Genomic DNA, 18,478 nt, shown 5'->3' on the forward strand with positions numbered 1-18,478 from the left:
CTCTTTTCAGTTGTAAGATTAAGTGTATAATGCAAGCTCTATTGCGCTTAATCTATGTAATTGATATAATAGTTTAAACTATAAATGTTTGTTAAAGAATAACAATTTCATCGATTCTAAGCTTGGCATGCTGTCCCTGCTTTGAATGTGATTTCGGTATTTTAGTGATATTCTTTGCATGAACTCTCACGTATTTTATATTACTCGCTTTACACGGGATTGATAAATTCTCAATGTCTCTTCCTTGAATAATTGCTTGCTCTTTGCAATTGAGATGGCCTATCTGTTTAAAGTTAATTCCATCACTTGAGCCTTCAATCGTAATACTGGTTGGTAGATAATAACGTTGATGAGTAAAACGTAAGGCCGCAAATTGAACTTTGCTGATATTAATAGATTTGCACAGTTGAATTTCTACATCCATATTATTATCAAATGTACACCAGTGGTTGTCTCCTCTAAAGTCTAATAGTCCATAAGATAGATCAACTAGTGTTTCTAATCCTATTTTTTTATTATCTGTATTTAAGTTAATTACTTTTGCATCTTTTGCATCGTGGATAATGAATTGGTCTTGTATTATATTGCCTAGAAGCTCTCCATCTTTGAAGATCCCTGCTTTTAGGATACTCGTTTGGTCTATTGTTATTGGCTTTTTATACAATGGACTCTGTTTCGTTGGAGAAGTTCCATCTAGTGTGTAGTGGATTTCTGGGGAATTAAGTTCTGAATCTAGCTTGATTTCAATTTTATTTCCTACACCTTTATGATAGATTCTAGGGTTAAAAACACTCTTTGCATAACGAATATTTTTTTTGTCAAGCTTCTTTAGTTGTACTCTTAGCCTTTGAATAAAATGATCGAAATTTTGTTGTTCTTCATTCGTCCATCCGTTTTCTGCTACCGCATAAATACGTGGGAAAGTCATATATGCCCACTTATTCCAATCAGAAATGGATTCTGTCCATAAACATCCTTCGGTTCCTAGTATATGTTTTGCTTGCTCAGGGTTTAAATTCTTAGGGATCACATGGTAGTTGTAACATGTCGAAAGAAGGCAGCTTGAATATCCTAGGTTTGGTTCATAATTTGGTTGTCCTTGTTTTAGATCAAGATAGTTTGCATAGTTTGGAGCCATAATAACGTCATGACCTTGCTTAGCTGCATTGATTCCTCCCTTTTCTCCTCTCCATGACATTACAGTGGCATTAGGAGATAAGCCTCCTTGGATTATCTCATCCCATCCAATTAATTCTTTTCCTTTAGAATTAACTATCTTCTCTACTTGTTTGATAAAGTAACTTTGAAGTTCATGTGCATCTTTTAAGTGGTGTTGATGCATGAAGTTTTTACACTGAGTGTGACTATTCCAATTTTTTTTATTGCACTCATCACCACCTATGTGTAAATATTTTGAAGGAAATATCTCTGCGACTTCAGTAATGATGGCATCTAGAAATTCATAACTTTTCGGATTGGAAGGGCAAATCGTATTATCTTTAAAGACTCCTCCAGTAGCAACATGGTATTTTTTGTCGGGGAAGCAAGATAGGAATGGATAAGAAGCAAGAATCTCTTGAGAGTGTCCAGGTACATCGATTTCTGGGATTATCTCAATATGCTTTTCTTGTGCATATTTAATTAAGGCCTTTAACTCTTTCTTTGTATAGTACCCTCCATACGTAGCTTTGTCTTTCTCCTTCTGTGCTGGACGTCCCCACCAATTACTCTTTGATTCATCCGTGTTAATATAATCGACTCTCCATGAACCTATTTTATTTAATTGAGGGTAGCTGTCAATTTCAATTCTCCATCCTTGATCATCTGCGAGGTGGATATGGAAACGATTCATCTTAATGCTCGAAATATGATCAATTACTTCATACAAGTTCTTGATAGGGAAGAAATGCCTAGAAACATCTAACATATATCCTCTCCATTTAAATGCAGGCTTGTCAGATATTTCTAAGCAAGGGATATTTACTTGCTTGCATCCAAGCATCTCTGCAGGAATCATCTGCTTAATAGTCTGTAATGCATAGAAAGCACCTGCATTTGATGATGCTTTAATGTTTATGTTCTCTTCAGTAATTAAAAGTTCATATGCTTCATCTTCAATTTGTGCATCATATGATAGGATGATACTATTGCTTTTTGAATTAGGATTGACCTTTAAATCTAGGATGGAGAGAGATGATGAATCAATTTCTTTATGAAATTGGTTTTGAAGAATTGGATTGAATTTATCAAGATCAATGTTTATTGTGGTCTTAGAGGAGAGTTTGAAATGTCCATTTTGAATTGTGAGCGATTGAGGGTTTGGTATAATGTTTACTTCATTAACTGTTAACGTGTCGTTTTTTTTACATGACATCAGAGAAATTACGATGCATACAAGAACAACACACCATTGTGTTTTTTTCATTGTGAATACCTTTTGTTGTTATGTTTATTTCAGTTTTAACTTGATTCGTCCAAATAGCAATGTGCGTATTGTCTATTTAAATGAATTCATTAAAGATAATAATACTTTGTTAAAATTCAATAAGACTATGATTGATTGAGGTTTTGTCGAAGTATAACGGAATACGATATATTCTGTTTTACAGCCTTGATTTATGAGAGTAATAGGATTATTATATAAGGTTTCTTGATTTTTGTGATGGTGTGTTGTGTGTTGATTGTCAATGGATTTAGTTTGAGTCGAATGTTGAATTATACAAAAATGAAATATTTTTCAACGCAATTGAAATGTGTAGATGGATTATAGAGGTTCGCTCGTTTCCTTAAGTGTTACTTTCGTTCTGTGAGATATAAGAAAACACTGGGTCTGAATCTAAGTAAATGGCATAAGTGTAAAAATAGTTAAGTAAACTGTCTTATATTATAATGTAGATCAATAACTAAACAGTAGCATATGAGCGTTAATTATGCGATAGGTGTTGACCTTGGTGGAACTTTTATCAAGTTTGCTTTGGTTGACCAAGAAGGGAACAAAATAACAGATGGGATAACAGCTACTCAGACTGAAAAAGGATGTGAAGTGGTAATAAACAATATCATTGCATCTATTGATGAGATGTTGAGATTTGATCCAAATATAACCTCTAGTGTTATTGGGATCGGAATTGGGACTCCAGGTATAGTAGAGAATGGGGTGGTCATTGGAGGTGCTGAGAATTTGCCAAACTGGTTTGATCTTTCATTGGCTGAAAAATTAGAAAAGCGTTTTAGTTTACCTGTGTTTATTGATAATGATGCAAATCTAATGGGACTAGGTGAAGTCGGTTTTGGAGCTGCAAAGTCATCATCTGATATTGTTTTTTTAACTGTAGGGACAGGAATTGGTGGTGCTATGTATTTAAATGGTCAACTCTATTCTGGATATAGAAACCGTGGTGGTGAATTAGGACACATGATTATTAAGAGTGATGGAGTTGATTGTGAATGTGGTGCGAAAGGGTGTTTAGAGGCATACGCATCCACAACGGCTCTTGTAAAAGACTATGTAAGTCATTGCGATCATGGGGATAAGGGAGCCGTGGATGGTAAATACATCATCGCTAAATATAAGAGTAATGATTCATTAGCACAAGATGTGATGAATCGTCATTGGGACTATCTTGGTGATGGCATTGTTGGTATAATAAATCTCTTTGCACCTCAAAAGGTCGTTATTGGTGGAGGAATTTCTGAAGCTGGTGAGTTCTATTTTGAGGCTTTGAGACAAAAAGTAGCAAATAAGGTGATGAGCGAGACTTCTCAGTTTACTGAGATTGTACCTGCAGAGTTAGGTAATGCAGCAGGAATATTTGGAGCTGTATCGTTAGTGTTTAACTCTAATAAAAATTAGAATAAGATGGGGAGAAATAAGATAATAGTATTGATGATATTAATCACATGGTTCGTAATATCTTTTGTGACAAATATCTTGGGACCCATTATGCCTGCGATAATTGATAATTATCAATTAAGCTTAACGATGGCCTCCTTTTTGCCTTTTTCATTCTTTCTTGCTTATGGAATTATGTCTATTCCTGCAGGTGTAATGATCGAGAGAATTGGTGAAAAGAGATCAATGTTAGTCGCATTCTTATTGACATTAAGTGGAAGTGCAATATTTGCTTTTATTCCAACTTACTCTATGGCTTTAGTATCATTGTTTATCCTTGGGATTGGTATGGCAATGTTACAAGTAATTATTAATCCATTAATGAGAGCTGCAGCTGGAGAGGAACATTTTGCTTTTTATTCTGTATTGGGACAATTAGTTTTTGGCGCAGCATCTTTTGTTAGCCCCAAAGTTTATACCTATTTGGTTGGTCAATTGGAACCAACTGCCAAAATGAATGCAGTTAAATCCTTCTTTATGGGGCGTATTCCCGATGCCTTACCATGGATCTCATTATATTGGATATTTACAGTGTTATTTATTGTAATGCTTGTTTTTATCGCGGTACTTAAATTTCCAAAAGTAGAGTTACAAGAGGATGAGAAGACAAGTAGCAAGCAGGAGTATATGTCACTTCTTAAGAAACCGTTAGTTTGGATGTTCACTCTTGGAATTATGGCATACGTTGGAACAGAACAAGGATTGGCAAATTGGATGAGTCAATTTCTTAGTCAGTATCATGGCGTTGATCCTGTAAAAGTAGGTGCTGATGTTGTGGGGACATTTTGGGGAAATATGTCGATAGGATGTCTTGTTGGACTGCTGTTGTTAAAATTGTTAGATTCTCAGCTTGTATTGAAATGTTTCACGATTTCAAGTATGGTCGCTTTAGGTGTAGCACTATTCGGCTCTGCTGAGGCTGCTGTTTTATCATTTAAAGTGCTTGGGTTTTTAATTTCAGTAATGTTCTCTATTATATTCTCTTTAGCATTGAATAGTTATACTAACAATCCTGGAGCTTTTTCTGGAATCCTTTGTTCCGGAATATTTGGCGGTGCTTTAGTTCCAATGATAATAGGAACTTTAGGAGATGTTATTGGATTAAGAATTGCCATGATGTTCTTGTTTATAACGCTTAGTTATATTCTTTTTATTGCATTTTATGCAAAACCCGAGATTAAGAACAAGACAATATTTAGTAATAAGAATAAATAATCAATTATATAAAATAATCTGCGATGATAAAGCAATCATGGATACAAAGAAGTAAGCAAGTTGCAATTGCTTCTATGATAGGGGCATCAATGCTTACTAGCTGTAATGAGACAAAAAAGAAGGAAATGTCTCGTCCCAATATTGTAATTTTAATGTCGGACAACCAATCTTACAACCATCTTGGGTGTTATGGTGATCCAATAGTAAAGACTCCGAATATAGATCAACTAGCAACTGAGGGAATCCGATTTACTCATGCTTTTTGTTCTGCACCTTCTTGTACTCCAGCACGTGCTTCGATGTTAACTGGACAAGATATTTGGAGACTAGAAGAGGGAGCTAACTTATGGGGAACATTACCTAATAAATTTGAGGTATATCCGGAGCTTTTAGAAAAATCTGGATACTTAGTTGGTTATGAGGGAAAAGGTTGGGGACCTGGAGAAGTGGATGCTGCTGGTCGTGATCGCAATCCTGGTGGAGATCAATATGACTCGTTTGAAGAGTTTTATAATGAAAGAGAAAAAGGACAACCATTTTGTTATTGGTTCAGTTCAAGAGACCCACACCGTCCTTTCCGTCGTAATGGAGGAAAGAAAGCGGGAATTAAGATGGAGGATATAAAAGTTCCTGCATATTTGCCAGATAGCAAAGAGGTTCGTAAAGATATTGCAGATTATTATGCAGAAATTGAACACTTTGATGGTGAAGTAGCTAGTTTTGTTGAGCTTCTAAAAGAGATGGGACAGTGGGATAATACACTGCTTATTGTGTGTAGTGACAATGGATGGCAGATGCCTCGTGGTTTAGCTAACTTATATGATTTTGGAACTCGTGTACCTTTGATTATACACATGCCTAAAAGGTTTCAAGGTAATAGAACTGTCGATGACTTTGTGAGTCTTAATGACTTAGCACCAACATTTTTAGAGCTTGCTGATATTCAGATTCCTGGTTATATGAATGCTAAGAGTTTGAATAATATTCTATCTTCTAAGAAAAGTGGTATTATCGAGAAAGAACGTAATTTTATCATTACTGGTCGTGAACGTCATGCTTTTGTTCGAAAAAATGGTAAAGGTTATGGAGGGCGTGCATTGCAAACCAATGACTTTCTTTTAATTCGAAACTATGATTATAATAATTGGCCAGCAGGCGACCCTCCATTATATGGAGATGTTGATGCACATATGCTACAGTATCCATGTGGAGCTAAAATGTATCTATTGGAGCATAAAGATGAAGCTGATGTAAAGCCGTTGTTTAATCTAGCATTCGCGAAGAGACCTGAGTATGAGTTGTATGATCTAAATAAAGATCCTGAGCAAATGAACAATGTTGCGAATGATTCAGCTTATAAAATTCAATTTGACTCTTTGAAGAAGCAGATGAATGATTATCTTGCAAAAACAGGTGATCCTCGCGTGAATGGTGGAGACCTTAAGTGGGAGAATGCACCATATTATGCTGAAAAAGACAAACATCCTCGTCCTAGTCGTTCTTCTATTGAGAAGTTAGGTCTAGAAGAAGAGTATAGTTATGTTGAAGAATAAAAAGTATTAATCCTATGAAGAGCACGAAAAAATGAAATGGAGAAACCAGTTCTTTTTCGTGCTCTTTTTGTTTTATTTAGAAATGCTCATGAAAAGATATATCATCGGATTGCTCATCTGTTTAGGCCTGTGTGGAGTAACAAGAGCTGAAGTTGTTGGAGAAGATAGTAGAGAAGAGCTGATGCCATTAAAACGATCTGAATGCTATCCTATTTCAGGTTTGATAACGCGAAATCAGCCTTGGTTTTATTGGACTCCTAAAATGGATAAAAACAATAAATTTCCTGAGGTCAATATGCGTTATGCGTTCCGTTTGTCACAGGATTCTACATTTAAATCTGAAAATACAACTAGTGTTGTTTTAGATCGAATGTTCTACTCTCCTCACAAGTTATTAACGAAAGGTACATGGTATTGGCAGTATGGATGGCTAGATGATGATAAGGTCGCTTGGAAAGAGCAATATGAGTTCAAAGTTACAGGTAATGAGAGTACTTTTGTAACTCCAGAATATAGTACTTGGATGAAAAATATTCCAAAATCTCATCCAAGAGTATTGTGTTTTCCAAATGAACTAGGAAAACTAAATATTCCTTCTAGCGCAATTGTAGATTTTCTGAGACCCATTGATCTATCTACCTCAGAGCCAACAAAGAGCCTTATTTACACAAAGAAAAGTGTTTTAGATAAGAAAAAAGTAGTGTTGACACCAAAGCAATACAAGCGTTTTGTTGGTAAAAGAACAAAGGAGATCTATAAAGTTGCATTGGAGACTTTTGATAAGATTTCAAAAGGATATTTATTGACAGGAAAGAAAAAATATCAAGATGTAGCATTGTGTCATTTTAGATATTTAAAGAAGCAATATGAAAATATTGTAGCTTCAGGATATATCAATGATTTCACTCGTGGATTCTATCTTAATGCTTCTGCAACTATCTTTGATATTGCGTATGACCGATTATCGGATGATGAAAAAAATGAGATAATCCAACTATTAAAAAAAGAACAAGAAGAGACGTTTGTGCATATAAAAGAGAAAGGGCATTTAAATAACCTAGATAGCCATCTTTGGCAGCACCATTTGAGAACGTTTTTTACAACTTCCCTCACTTTGTATTATCATGTTCCTGAAGCAAAGGAATGGGTGTCTTATGTTTATGAACTTTGGACAATGCGAGCACCTGTTGGTAGTATGTCCGATGGAGGATGGGCTCCTGGTAATGGATATTTTGATGCAAATAAAACCTCTTTGATTGCAATGTCTGTTCTGTTTAGTCGATTAACCGAAGTTGATTATCTTGAACAACCATGGTTTAAGAATACCGCAAAATATTTTTATTACACTTCTCCTGTTGGTTTTATTTCTGGGAGTTTTGGTGACAATGCTGATGTTAAGAGAGAGAACTGTGCAAGTTTCGTTGCATCTATTGCAAAATTAACAAATGATCCCTTTGCAAAACATTATCTTCAAAATCAAAGATCATTAAGAAAAGAGGAGAAAGAGAGAGGAATAAAGAAGAAGGTTTCTCGAAAGAAATTTAATTTGAAGAACCAACAAGAGTTGTATTGGTACTGTTCTTTATATCCTTTCAAACATAACGGTAAATCAAAAGCTAAGTTTAAGCCAGCCAGAGCTGCTGCTTTTAGTGATATTGGTGTAGTGTCCATGCGAAGTAAAACTGCGACTTCTCATAGTACATTATTAACTTTTAGGTCTAGCCCATTTGGTGCAACAGGACATTCTCATGCATGTCAGAATGCATTCAATATTCAAGTAGATGGAGAACCTCTGTTTTTTAGAACAGGTTATTACTCAAGTTTTACTGATCCTCATTCGATGATGAGCTATAGACACACACAAGCTCACAATAGTATTTTAATGGATAGTAAAGGACAACCCATGACACCTAGTTCATATGGAATGATGCTTCGTTTTGGTACTAGTGGGGCTATCTCTTATGCTAAAGGTGATGCTTCTAATGCTTATAATGGTAAAGCTTTCAGGGATCTGTTTTTATCCAAAATGAAAGAGTATAAAATAACACCTGAAGAAGTATTAGGAACCAGTGATGCTGAAATGGAACAGTTTGATCGACATATTTCACTACTCGGAGATAATTTGATATTAATCTATGATGAATTAAAAGCCGATCGACCAGTTTCGTGGAAATTTCTGCTTCAGAGTAGAGCCGAGCTAAAATATCGTGATCAATGTATTTCAACCGAAAGTGCTTCTGCATCAGGAAAAGCTTATATTTTCTCAGACCATAAGATAAATTTCTCTGTAACGAATGAGTTCGCATCTCCCGCAATAGACTGGTTAGGTAATGGCGCTAAAAGAGGGATCAAATACATTCCACATTGGCATGCTAGTGTTGCAACTAATAAGACTAAATCAGCTAAGTTCTTTACATTAATTTCAATTTCTCAAAATGGTGAACCACTCACCTTGAAAAGGGGTAAAGATGGTAGTTATAAAGTTGGAAGATGGAGTGTCGAAGTTTCTTTAGATCAAGGTGAGACTCCTAAATTTATTGCAAAACATCCTAAAAAAGGCATGTTGGTTTATGGATACGATAAAGTAACTTATCAAGGCGTAAAATATAACTTAATCAAAAGCGATACATATATCATTGATCCTGAAAAAGAAGAAAAGCTTATTCACATGGTGGATCAATACCCTGATGCTTATAAGTATTACTAAACAAACTATAACCAATGAAACTAACTATAAGAATCATTTTTTGCGTTATACTAACATATGCTTTCACTTCTGTGAAAGCATATCAACGTAAATTCGAAGAAAGAAGTTATGAATCATTTGAAAAGGCTAATCCGAATCTATATAAACAGTGGATAGGACGTGTTTCTCGTGTAGACACACATGCAAAAAATGGAAAATATTCGATGTGTTGGAGTGCCAAAGAAGGAGAGAGGTTGATTATTGATTCTTCTTCAATAGAAAAAGCATTAAAGAGCCCTAGTGGTGGTTTACAATGCTGGATTTATAACGATACAGAGAGCAATGATACACTGCAATGGAATGTTGTTGACAATAAAAATAATATATATCTTCATTGGGGAATAAAACTAAACTTTAAAGGGTGGCAGGCCGTATGGATTAATTTCAAGAAACAGGCTTTCGTTCGAAACAATATAGATTCCAACAGTGATTACAAGTTAGTGCTTACATGTAAGAATTCTCGTAAAATCTATTTCGACAACTTTGAGTTTGTAAAGACTGTCTTTTGGCAACAATCGGATGATAATAGATATGTATCTAAGCTATTGGTTAATAAATTTGGAACTTCACATCCTTGGACATATACTAACTATTGGCATAATTTATCTGTTCCAAACATAAGTGCTGAGTATATTAACGATAAAGAGTCGTTAAAACAAATAGAACTTATTGCAGACAAGTACCATGAGTGGGTTATTCCTTCTAAAACAAAGACTACAGAAGCCTTTAAGATTAGAAATCGGGCCCTTCAGAAATTTATCAAAGAAGGTGTATCTTCTTATGATGAATTTAAAATTGAGATAAAAGATAGTGTTATTCATGGTCTCCCTCTTTACTCTATCAGAGGACGTAATACCCCTTTCTTTGCCGACTTATCAATGAATGTTCTGTTGCCGCTATCTTTAGACTTTCTGTACAATAAAAATAGATCAAGTTTAGATAAATATATCAATGTGTTGAATTATATGAATGATCAAGGATGGAGGGAAGGTTCATCTCTTGGGACCGTTGATCATGAAATGTTAAGACATGCTGGTTATTTCCACTCTATATATTTGATGAAAAAATATCTCAAAGAAGAAGGTATTTATGAGCGTGAGATGGCAACAGCCAAATGGTATTTAAATTGGAACGAAATCTATCATCTCCCAGACTTTGTCGGATGTACTGCTGATTTTATGAGAAGTGTCTTTATGTATAGGCTTTTGATTGTGTTGATGGAAGATGGAGATCAACAAGTTCAAGATATGCATTTCTATAAAAGATGGATTGAAAGATCACTATCAATATCACCAGGTTTTGCTGATACATTTAAACCTGACCATATTGGCTATCATCATCGTGGTCCATATATGAATGCATACGGCCCTAATGCCTATCATATGGCATCTATTATTACATGGTTATTAGAAGGTACTGCATTTGAGATATCTAAAGAGTCAAAGCAAAACCTCGCTAAGTGTGTACAAACAGCTGGTGAGATTAACTACAACCGCCACATCCCTATGGGGGTCTGCGGCCGTTTTCCTCATAAGGATTCCAATTATATAAATATTGTTCCTGCCATTGCGTATCTCCTTCATGTAGATACTGATAATTCAAATGAATTAAGACGTATCTATAAATCGATGTTTCCTGAAAAGAGAAGTGATGCATTTGAAAGTTTAATGTCTAAATGTGATTCTCATTTAGAGTATGTACACTCTCTGGGAGCTGTTAATATAATGGTTTCTGCAGAAACGAAGGTTCAAGGTATAGCGGATGCGTTGAATATGGATAGTTCTTTTATGTTTAAACCATATGCAGGGTTAGGTATTTATAATAGCAACAATCGTATGTTTAGTGTCAAAGGATGGAGTGCATACATCTGGGATTTCGAGTCAGGTAAAAAAGGCGAGAATCTATATGGACGTTATTTAAGTTATGGGGCATTACAATCTTTTGAACCGAATAATACCACCACTGGTTTTTCTCTTTCCAATGGATTTGATTGGTCTCATATTCCTGGTACTACTGCATTATATTTAAGAGATGATGAACTTAAATATGGTAATAAGAGTAAAAAACACCGAAACTTTAGTGATCAGACTTTCTTATCTGGAATATCTTATAATAAGACCGGTTGGATGGGAATCAGACTCCATGACACTGCTTATGATACCTCTTTTTATGCAAATAAATCATATCTGTTTTTAAATAGAAGTGTTTTGTGTATGGGGAATATGATTAGATCCAAAGATAAAAGCCACGAATGCCATACAACAGTTCTTCAAACCATGTTTGATGAAAGTGTGCCACTGAAGATTGATGGGAATCCATTCACTGCTTCAGATACCGTGATATTTTCAAAGAATATTGTCACACTTTCATTCAATAAAGGGTTAACTTATCGAATATTTCCAAACCAGAAACTAAACATACGTTTAAGAAAGGAACTATCTTCGACGAAGAATAAGAAGAGATCAAGAGTGGTCCCGAACTACACTGTTTGGATTTCTCATGGTAAGTCTCCTAAAGAGGGTACTTACAAATATGAGATAGTATGGGACGATAATATGCTGAAAGATGATTGTCAAACATTAATGACATCAAGCTCACATGAGGTCGTGATATCTAAAGGGACTATCTATTCAAATATATGGGACACCCATAAATGGAGAGGTAATAGGTATGTTGAACATGTCTCTTCACCCGTATCACTAGTTATAGATAAAGAAGGAGAGAAGTTATCATTATCTGTTACTGACCCTGATATGAGAAGACCTAAAGTGGCGTATATAGGCGATCTTGATCATGAAAAAGTGATTGCTCCTGCAAAGGCACAGGATGTAGATATTGTTCTTAAGGGTAAATTGAGAATAAAAGAGAATAATTCCCCATTCACGGTAGTAAAACAAACGTCGAATACAACTACTGTTCGAGTGAATTGTATTAATGGAATAAGCTATAAAACAGATCTATATTATGAATAGAAGAAACTTTTTAAAGCAAGCAGGAGTTGTAGCAGGGGTTACTACTGTTGCAACGACAGGAGGTCTTGTGTCTTGTAAAAAGAGGCAACAAAAGCGTCCTAATATACTAGTTATAATGACCGATCAGCAAACTGCTGATGCCATGAGTTGTGTAGATAGTAAACTATTCAAAACTCCAGCAATGGATAGAATCGTCGAGGCAGGAAAGCTGATTAAAAAAGCATACTGTTCTACACCTTTATGTATTCCTTCGAGGAGTAGTATGTTTACTGGGCTCTACCCCCATGAGATTAATGTTGCAATCAATGACCCTGGAGCCCAATGGGACAAAGATAAATTTCCCTATCTAGGGCGTATAATGAAAGCAGGTGGTTATGATACTGGATATGTTGGAAAATGGCATTTAACAACGGATCCTAAAGATATCTCAAAACATGGGTTTGATTATATCAAGCATGCAAGAAATAACGATTTAGATCCAGATGTTCCTGCATCTACAATATCCTTCTTGGAAAAGGAGCGTGATAAGCCATTTATGTTAGTTTCATCTTTTGTTAATCCTCACGATATTTGTCAATGGGCAAGAGGTGATGCGATGAGAAATGACGAAATCCCAAATGTTCCATCTCCCAAGGATTGTCCGGAACTACCATCTAACTTTGAGATTCCGGCATTAGAGCCTGAAATGATTCGTACACAGCAGCTTCTCTCATCCAGAACTTATCCAACGGTAAGTTGGGACGATGATAGATGGAGACAGTATCGTTGGGCATATGCTCAACTTGTTGAGAAAGTAGATCAACATATACAGAAAATAGTAGATGCCTTAGACCAACTATCTTTATGGGACGATACCGTAATTTTCTTTACTAGTGATCATGGTGATGGCAATGGTTGTCATAAATGGAATCAGAAACAGGTATTATATGATGAGGTGGCTAGAGTGCCGTTCTCTGTCACATGGAAAGGAAATATTACGCCTGGAACGATTGAAACTACCGCTGTATCTTCAGGGATAGATCTAATCCCTACAATTTTAGATTATGCACAGATTGATCAGCCAAACTATATGAAAGGATCTTCTGTTAGAGCACTTGTAGAAGATAAAAGCTCTGATTTCAGAAAGTATACTGTGGTCGAGACAGACTTTTGTAATATGACCAAACGGTTTGGAGTAAGAGGTCGTGCTGTAATTAGTGGTAATTATAAGCTAATCATCTATGATGTAGGTAAAGTTCGTCTTCAACTCTTTGATATGTCAAAAGATCCAGGTGAGATGACTAATTTAGCCTATTTGCCAGAAAATAGAGCTGTTGTTGATGAGTATTTGGAGTATTTGAAAGAGTGGAAAGTGCAAACAAAAGACGATTTTGATTTTGTATTTACTGACTTAGCGTAACAATAGCAAAATCCCCTATTAAACTCAGTTTAATAGGGGATTATTTTATCTTAACGAATAATCGTATTAATCGATAAAAGCATCATTAAACCCTAGAAGATATAGGATTCCGTCTAATCCAATCGTGTCGATAGCCTGAGATGCATTTTTACGGACTTTAGGTTTCGCATGATAAGCAATTCCAAGTCCAGCAAGATTAAGCATCGGAAGATCATTCGCACCATCACCAACAGCAATCACTTGATTTAAGTCCAAATGTTCAAACTGGGCAATTAACTTCATTAGCTCAGCTTTCTTGTTTCCGTTAACAATATCACCAATGTAGTTACCTGTAAGTACCCCATCTTTAATCTCTAACTCATTAGCATAGACGTAGTCAATGCCTAATTTGTCTTTTAGGTAGTTTCCAAAGTAAGTAAAGCCACCTGATAATATTGCTGTTTTAAAACCAAAGCGTCTTAACGCTTTAAACAGACGTTCTGCTCCCTCTGTAATAGGTAGGTTCTGGGCAATTTCTTTCAATTGGCTTTCAGGTAGCCCTTTCAACAATGACATTCTTTGCTTAAAACTTTCATTGAAATCAATTTCACCTCGCATAGCGCTTTCGGTAATTGCCTTAACTCTTTCACCAACTCCTGCTTTCTCAGCTAACTCATCGATTACCTCTGTCTGTATCAGCGTTGAATCCATATCAAAACAAACCAAACGACGATTTCTTCGATACAAATTATCTTCTTGAAAAGAGATGTCTATACCAAGGCTACTGGCCAATTCTAGAAAACGAAGATTCATCGTCTCTTTGTTGGGTGGTGTTCCCCTTACACTTAGTACAATACAAGATTTTGTGTTTGTTGCTTTAGCCCCAATCTCATTTAAAGGAATACGACCTGTTAATCGATTGATGGATTCAATATTTAGTCCTTGTTCTGTAATAATATCTGTAACAGATGATATCTGCTCGGCAGAGATCATTCTTCCTAATAGGGTGATGATATAACGATCTTTTCCTTGCAATCCTACCCAGTTCATGTAATCCTTAGGTGGAACAGGAGTAAACTTTGCTTGTATATCAAGCTCATATGCTTTAAATAGAAGATCCTTTAATATCGGTCCCGACTCTTTACCCTTTGGAGTCTCAAAAAGTATACCTAGTGATAGTGTGTTGTGAATTACAGCTTGTCCAATATCTAGAATGGTAGCATTATATCTTCCTAAAATATGTGTTAAAGAAGAGGTAAGCCCCGGTTTATCTTCTCCCGAAATATTTAGTAGTATTATTTCTCTTTCGTTCTTCATAGAGTTTGATCTTCATTAATTCGAATACAAAGTTAAAATTATAGATTATCTATTGATATTTATTCATAAATACCCAACAAAAGCATAATTGTTTAAATACATATAATATTCTTTGCCTTGACAATTACCACATGGAAAAGCAGGCTTGAAGGTTAAGGTGAAAATGTTTTTGTAAAGAATTGAAAAAGATAAGAAAAAAAACAAATTTAATTATTTCTGATAATGAGGAGGTTACTGCTCTGTTGTGAGACACGTGATTTTTTGTAACAAAATTGTAACATCTCTGTTGTATTTATGCAGTGTAATTGAAAACATCACGAGGAATAATATTAAGAGTAGAGCAATGAAACATATCGGAGTAGTAATGCTGTTGTTGGCCATTACTTTGAGTACGTATGCAAAATCAGTAGAGAAAGATTCTGAATTCAAGCCAAAGGGGAAGCCGATTGTTCGGATCTTTGCAGATTGGCATACAGGAATGGGGAAAGTTAGTAATGTGTCTGGTTTCGAGATTCAAAGAGCATTATTAGGCTACTCTTATCAATTTGCTCCTGAATGGTCAGGGCAAGTCGTATTTGATACAGGAAACCCGAAGAATGGCTCATTTGAAGAGACTGCATATCTGCGTAAAGCATTTATATCGTATAGATATAGTACTTTTCTTGCCAGCCTTGGAATTATAGGAATGAAGCAGTTTAAAGAGCAGGAAAACAATTGGGGATATCGATATATATACAAATCTGCAATGGATGAGTATAAGTTCAATAATAGTGTAGATGCCGGTTTCTACGTCCGTAATCAATTTAACTCATGGTTCGCTGCCGATCTAACGATCTCTAATGGCGAAGGAGCTAAGAAGTCTCAAGATATAGAAGGAAAATATCGTTATGGTCTTGGATTCTCATTGTATCCCAAAGAGCACTTTACGGTTAGGGCATATGTAGATTATTATATTGCACCAGAGGTTGAAGATGCTATAACAAAATACGATCAAAGTAGTATTGCTTTTTTCGCTGGATATAAAGATAAGAAATGGTCTTTAGGATTAGAGTATGACTATGGGCAAAACCTCAAATTTAACGAAGGTAATAACAAGAGTATATATTCAATATACAGTACTCTAAACGTTAACTCTCGATGCAAAGCTTTTGCGAGATATGACGTATATACCAATAGTGCCGAGGAATATAAAGAAGAAAATGAAAATGTGTTTCTAACAGGTTTCGAATACATCCCGTGTAAAGGAATTAAGATTGCTCCCAACTATAGATGGGTGCATCATGACAATAATCCAGAATTTAAAGATGAAAACTATTTTTATCTTAATTTAGAGTTGAAGCTGTAATAGATGCAGTGCATATAAAACCAAAAATGCCAAAGAATGAAAGGGCTGTCTTTGTGACAGTCCTTTCTGTTTTTATGATGATACCTTTTGTAATGATCTGGGAACAGGCAATATATTGCTTGATCCAAGATTTGTCATTTATCGAAAGGGTACATAAGACCAATACGATTTGTCACTATTCCTATTAACGATTTGTTACACGAACGATTATTTGTGTGCAAACAAAAATAGCCCCTAGCTCATTTGCTATTAATGATTACAATCTTCTCGTTGTTCTGCCATCAGATATAACGGTAGGCTGTTGCCGAAAAAGTGAGGATAATGTGATAACTTTATTGGTGTAATATGATATTGTGGCCAATAATATCTTCTCATCTCCGTGTATCTCTTTCTTTTTGAATATATCTACAAAGAAAAAGTCACCTTCCTATTCTTTGACTTGTTTAACCAACTTATCATTGTAGCAATCCATCCCCCTTTCTGGAAATCTTGTTTGTGTGAAATGAATGGAGGCTTTGCATCAGTGGAGTGTAAATGTATTGAAACCACCTTCATTCCACTCTCCTTCGAAGCTCCTTCGACTCTCCTTCTACTATTGTTCACATTTTAGTCACATATTGCTCACATACTCTTCATCCATCCTTCACATATTATGTGGAGAAGGCATACCCAATATGTGACTAATGGATTACTAATATGTGAGCAATAGTAGGAGGAGAGTCGAAGGAGCCCCGAAGGAGAGTAGAGTGAGCTTCTAAAGAGAGTGGTTGTAGCTGGTGTTAGATGACATCATTTTGTGCAATCCCCTTGTCTATTTTTAGGGAGGAGTGAAATTTTGCATAGGGCACTTTTAGTAAGGAGCAAAAATATATTCAATATGGTTACTCACCAAATCTTGGAAGGAACTGTATTTATGGATGAACCATGTTTTTTCGATCATTACAGGTATTTAACCATAACTAAACAGTTGTTTTCCCCTGATTTAATACAGTTTTAGATCGGTTTCTAAACGGTTCGAATACGGTGATGGTTCATGCTTCGTTCATACTTCGTTCGAAGTTGCTTCGAAGATTTGGTCTTTTTTATGAAGTAGCTACGAATGAACTTTGGGCTATTTTTGTATTATCACCGTATTCGAACCGTTTGTAACCCGTTTTAAGCCCCTGTTTGGTGGCTGTTTGATAGCTGTTTAAAGGCTGTAATCATATGGTAATGTCTATCAAAAACAGACGGTAGAGTCAGATTGGTGTTTTGTTTATCTCAAACATGAATGCGTTCACTACAGCCTGTTTTCGTAAGACTATTTGTTTACATGAGTTTTATATGTAATAACCAAGATTAATCTTGGTTATAGTATATTACCCGTTGGGCAGTGCCGCTCATCTTAATCACCATTTTGATTTGTTCTGGTACTTCTCTATGATTTTGAAGACTTATCAATAAACCACTTGCGTGTCTAGATTTAGTTAAAGTTGTTTTTCCTATATAACGTGTAGACATATATAAGTGATTATGAACCTCGTATTTATTCGGTTTATTTTGTGCGATATATTCAGTTACAAGAACTTGTCGTTTTGTTGAATCATTAACCTGTTCCGTTTCGTAGTGGCTATGAAGATTATGATTCATCGATAAATCCTCATTGGTGTATTGATAATTTGATTGTGGCCCATAATAGTGGCGATAAAAATAATTTGGTGATATGAGTTCAATAAGTTGCCACTTTCTATTCTCATATGTTTCAACTCGTTTTCCAATACCTTCATAGATCCAGATATCTGTGGGTTTAATTAAAAGAGGTCTGTTGGTTCTGTTGTAAATATTAAAGTGAAAAATTATCTGTCCTCGATTAGTGCCAATTATCTGCCCACGATTCGGGTCAATCATCTTATTTGCATAGAAGATAATCTCAAGTTCATCGTCTAAGTAATGTATGTACTTTGAATCTTTGTACCAGAAGGATTCCTGTTCTTGTGCTTTTATACAGATAGAAGTTGAGATACTTAAAATAAAGAATACAATTAGCTTTTTCATAATGTGATCGATATTATTAATTCAAC

The 18,478-nt window shown here is 35.4% G+C and carries 11 protein-coding genes; 7 read left to right on the forward strand and 4 right to left on the reverse strand.

The window, feature by feature from the left end:
• Positions 1–91: 91 nt before the first annotated feature.
• Entirely contained in the window at positions 92–2,425 is a 2,334-nt protein-coding gene (locus tag K5X82_01590; GenBank protein QZT37596.1) for a family 20 glycosylhydrolase, read from the reverse strand.
• Between the two features lie 492 nt (positions 2,426–2,917).
• Between K5X82_01590 and K5X82_01595 the strand changes: the two genes are divergently transcribed.
• From K5X82_01595 to K5X82_01620, 6 genes are all read left to right on the forward strand, one after another.
• A complete protein-coding gene (locus K5X82_01595) occupies positions 2,918–3,853 on the forward strand; it encodes an ROK family protein (GenBank protein ID QZT37597.1) in 936 nt (311 codons plus the stop codon).
• A gap of 6 nt (positions 3,854–3,859) precedes the next feature.
• A complete protein-coding gene (locus tag K5X82_01600; protein QZT37598.1) occupies positions 3,860–5,107 on the forward strand; it encodes an MFS transporter in 1,248 nt (415 codons plus the stop codon).
• A gap of 23 nt (positions 5,108–5,130) precedes the next feature.
• Positions 5,131–6,660, forward strand: coding sequence for a sulfatase (locus K5X82_01605; GenBank protein QZT37599.1), 1,530 nt, complete (start codon positions 5,131–5,133; stop codon positions 6,658–6,660).
• An 88-nt stretch (positions 6,661–6,748) separates the two neighbouring features.
• The gene (locus tag K5X82_01610; protein QZT37600.1) at positions 6,749–9,367 is read left to right on the forward strand and encodes a DUF4962 domain-containing protein; all 2,619 of its coding nucleotides are present in this window, start codon (positions 6,749–6,751) and stop codon (positions 9,365–9,367) included.
• A gap of 14 nt (positions 9,368–9,381) precedes the next feature.
• Complete coding sequence (locus tag K5X82_01615; GenBank protein ID QZT37601.1) at positions 9,382–12,378, forward strand: hypothetical protein; 2,997 nt, start codon at positions 9,382–9,384, stop codon at positions 12,376–12,378.
• Positions 12,371–13,777, forward strand: coding sequence for a sulfatase-like hydrolase/transferase (locus K5X82_01620; protein ID QZT37602.1), 1,407 nt, complete (start codon positions 12,371–12,373; stop codon positions 13,775–13,777). Before K5X82_01615 ends, K5X82_01620 begins: the two co-directional genes overlap by 8 nt.
• Positions 13,778–13,843: 66 nt before the next feature.
• Here the strand turns inward: K5X82_01620 and serB are convergent, their stop codons facing one another.
• A complete protein-coding gene (gene serB, locus K5X82_01625) occupies positions 13,844–15,073 on the reverse strand; it encodes a phosphoserine phosphatase SerB (protein ID QZT37603.1) in 1,230 nt (409 codons plus the stop codon).
• A 343-nt stretch (positions 15,074–15,416) separates the two neighbouring features.
• On the opposite strand from serB, the gene K5X82_01630 reads away from it, so the two are divergent.
• The gene (locus tag K5X82_01630) at positions 15,417–16,418 is read left to right on the forward strand and encodes a hypothetical protein (GenBank protein QZT37604.1); all 1,002 of its coding nucleotides are present in this window, start codon (positions 15,417–15,419) and stop codon (positions 16,416–16,418) included.
• Between the two features lie 405 nt (positions 16,419–16,823).
• Here K5X82_01630 and K5X82_01635 read toward each other — a convergent pair whose 3' ends face one another.
• Both K5X82_01635 and K5X82_01640 read right to left on the reverse strand, forming a co-directional pair.
• Complete coding sequence (locus K5X82_01635) at positions 16,824–17,021, reverse strand: hypothetical protein (GenBank protein ID QZT37605.1); 198 nt, start codon at positions 17,019–17,021, stop codon at positions 16,824–16,826.
• A 735-nt stretch (positions 17,022–17,756) separates the two neighbouring features.
• Complete coding sequence (locus K5X82_01640) at positions 17,757–18,452, reverse strand: hypothetical protein (GenBank protein QZT37606.1); 696 nt, start codon at positions 18,450–18,452, stop codon at positions 17,757–17,759.
• Positions 18,453–18,478: the final 26 nt, after the last annotated feature.

It is taken from the genome of Prolixibacteraceae bacterium, assembly GCA_019856515.1.
Lineage (GTDB): Bacteria > Bacteroidota > Bacteroidia > Bacteroidales > Prolixibacteraceae > Halosquirtibacter > Halosquirtibacter xylanolyticus.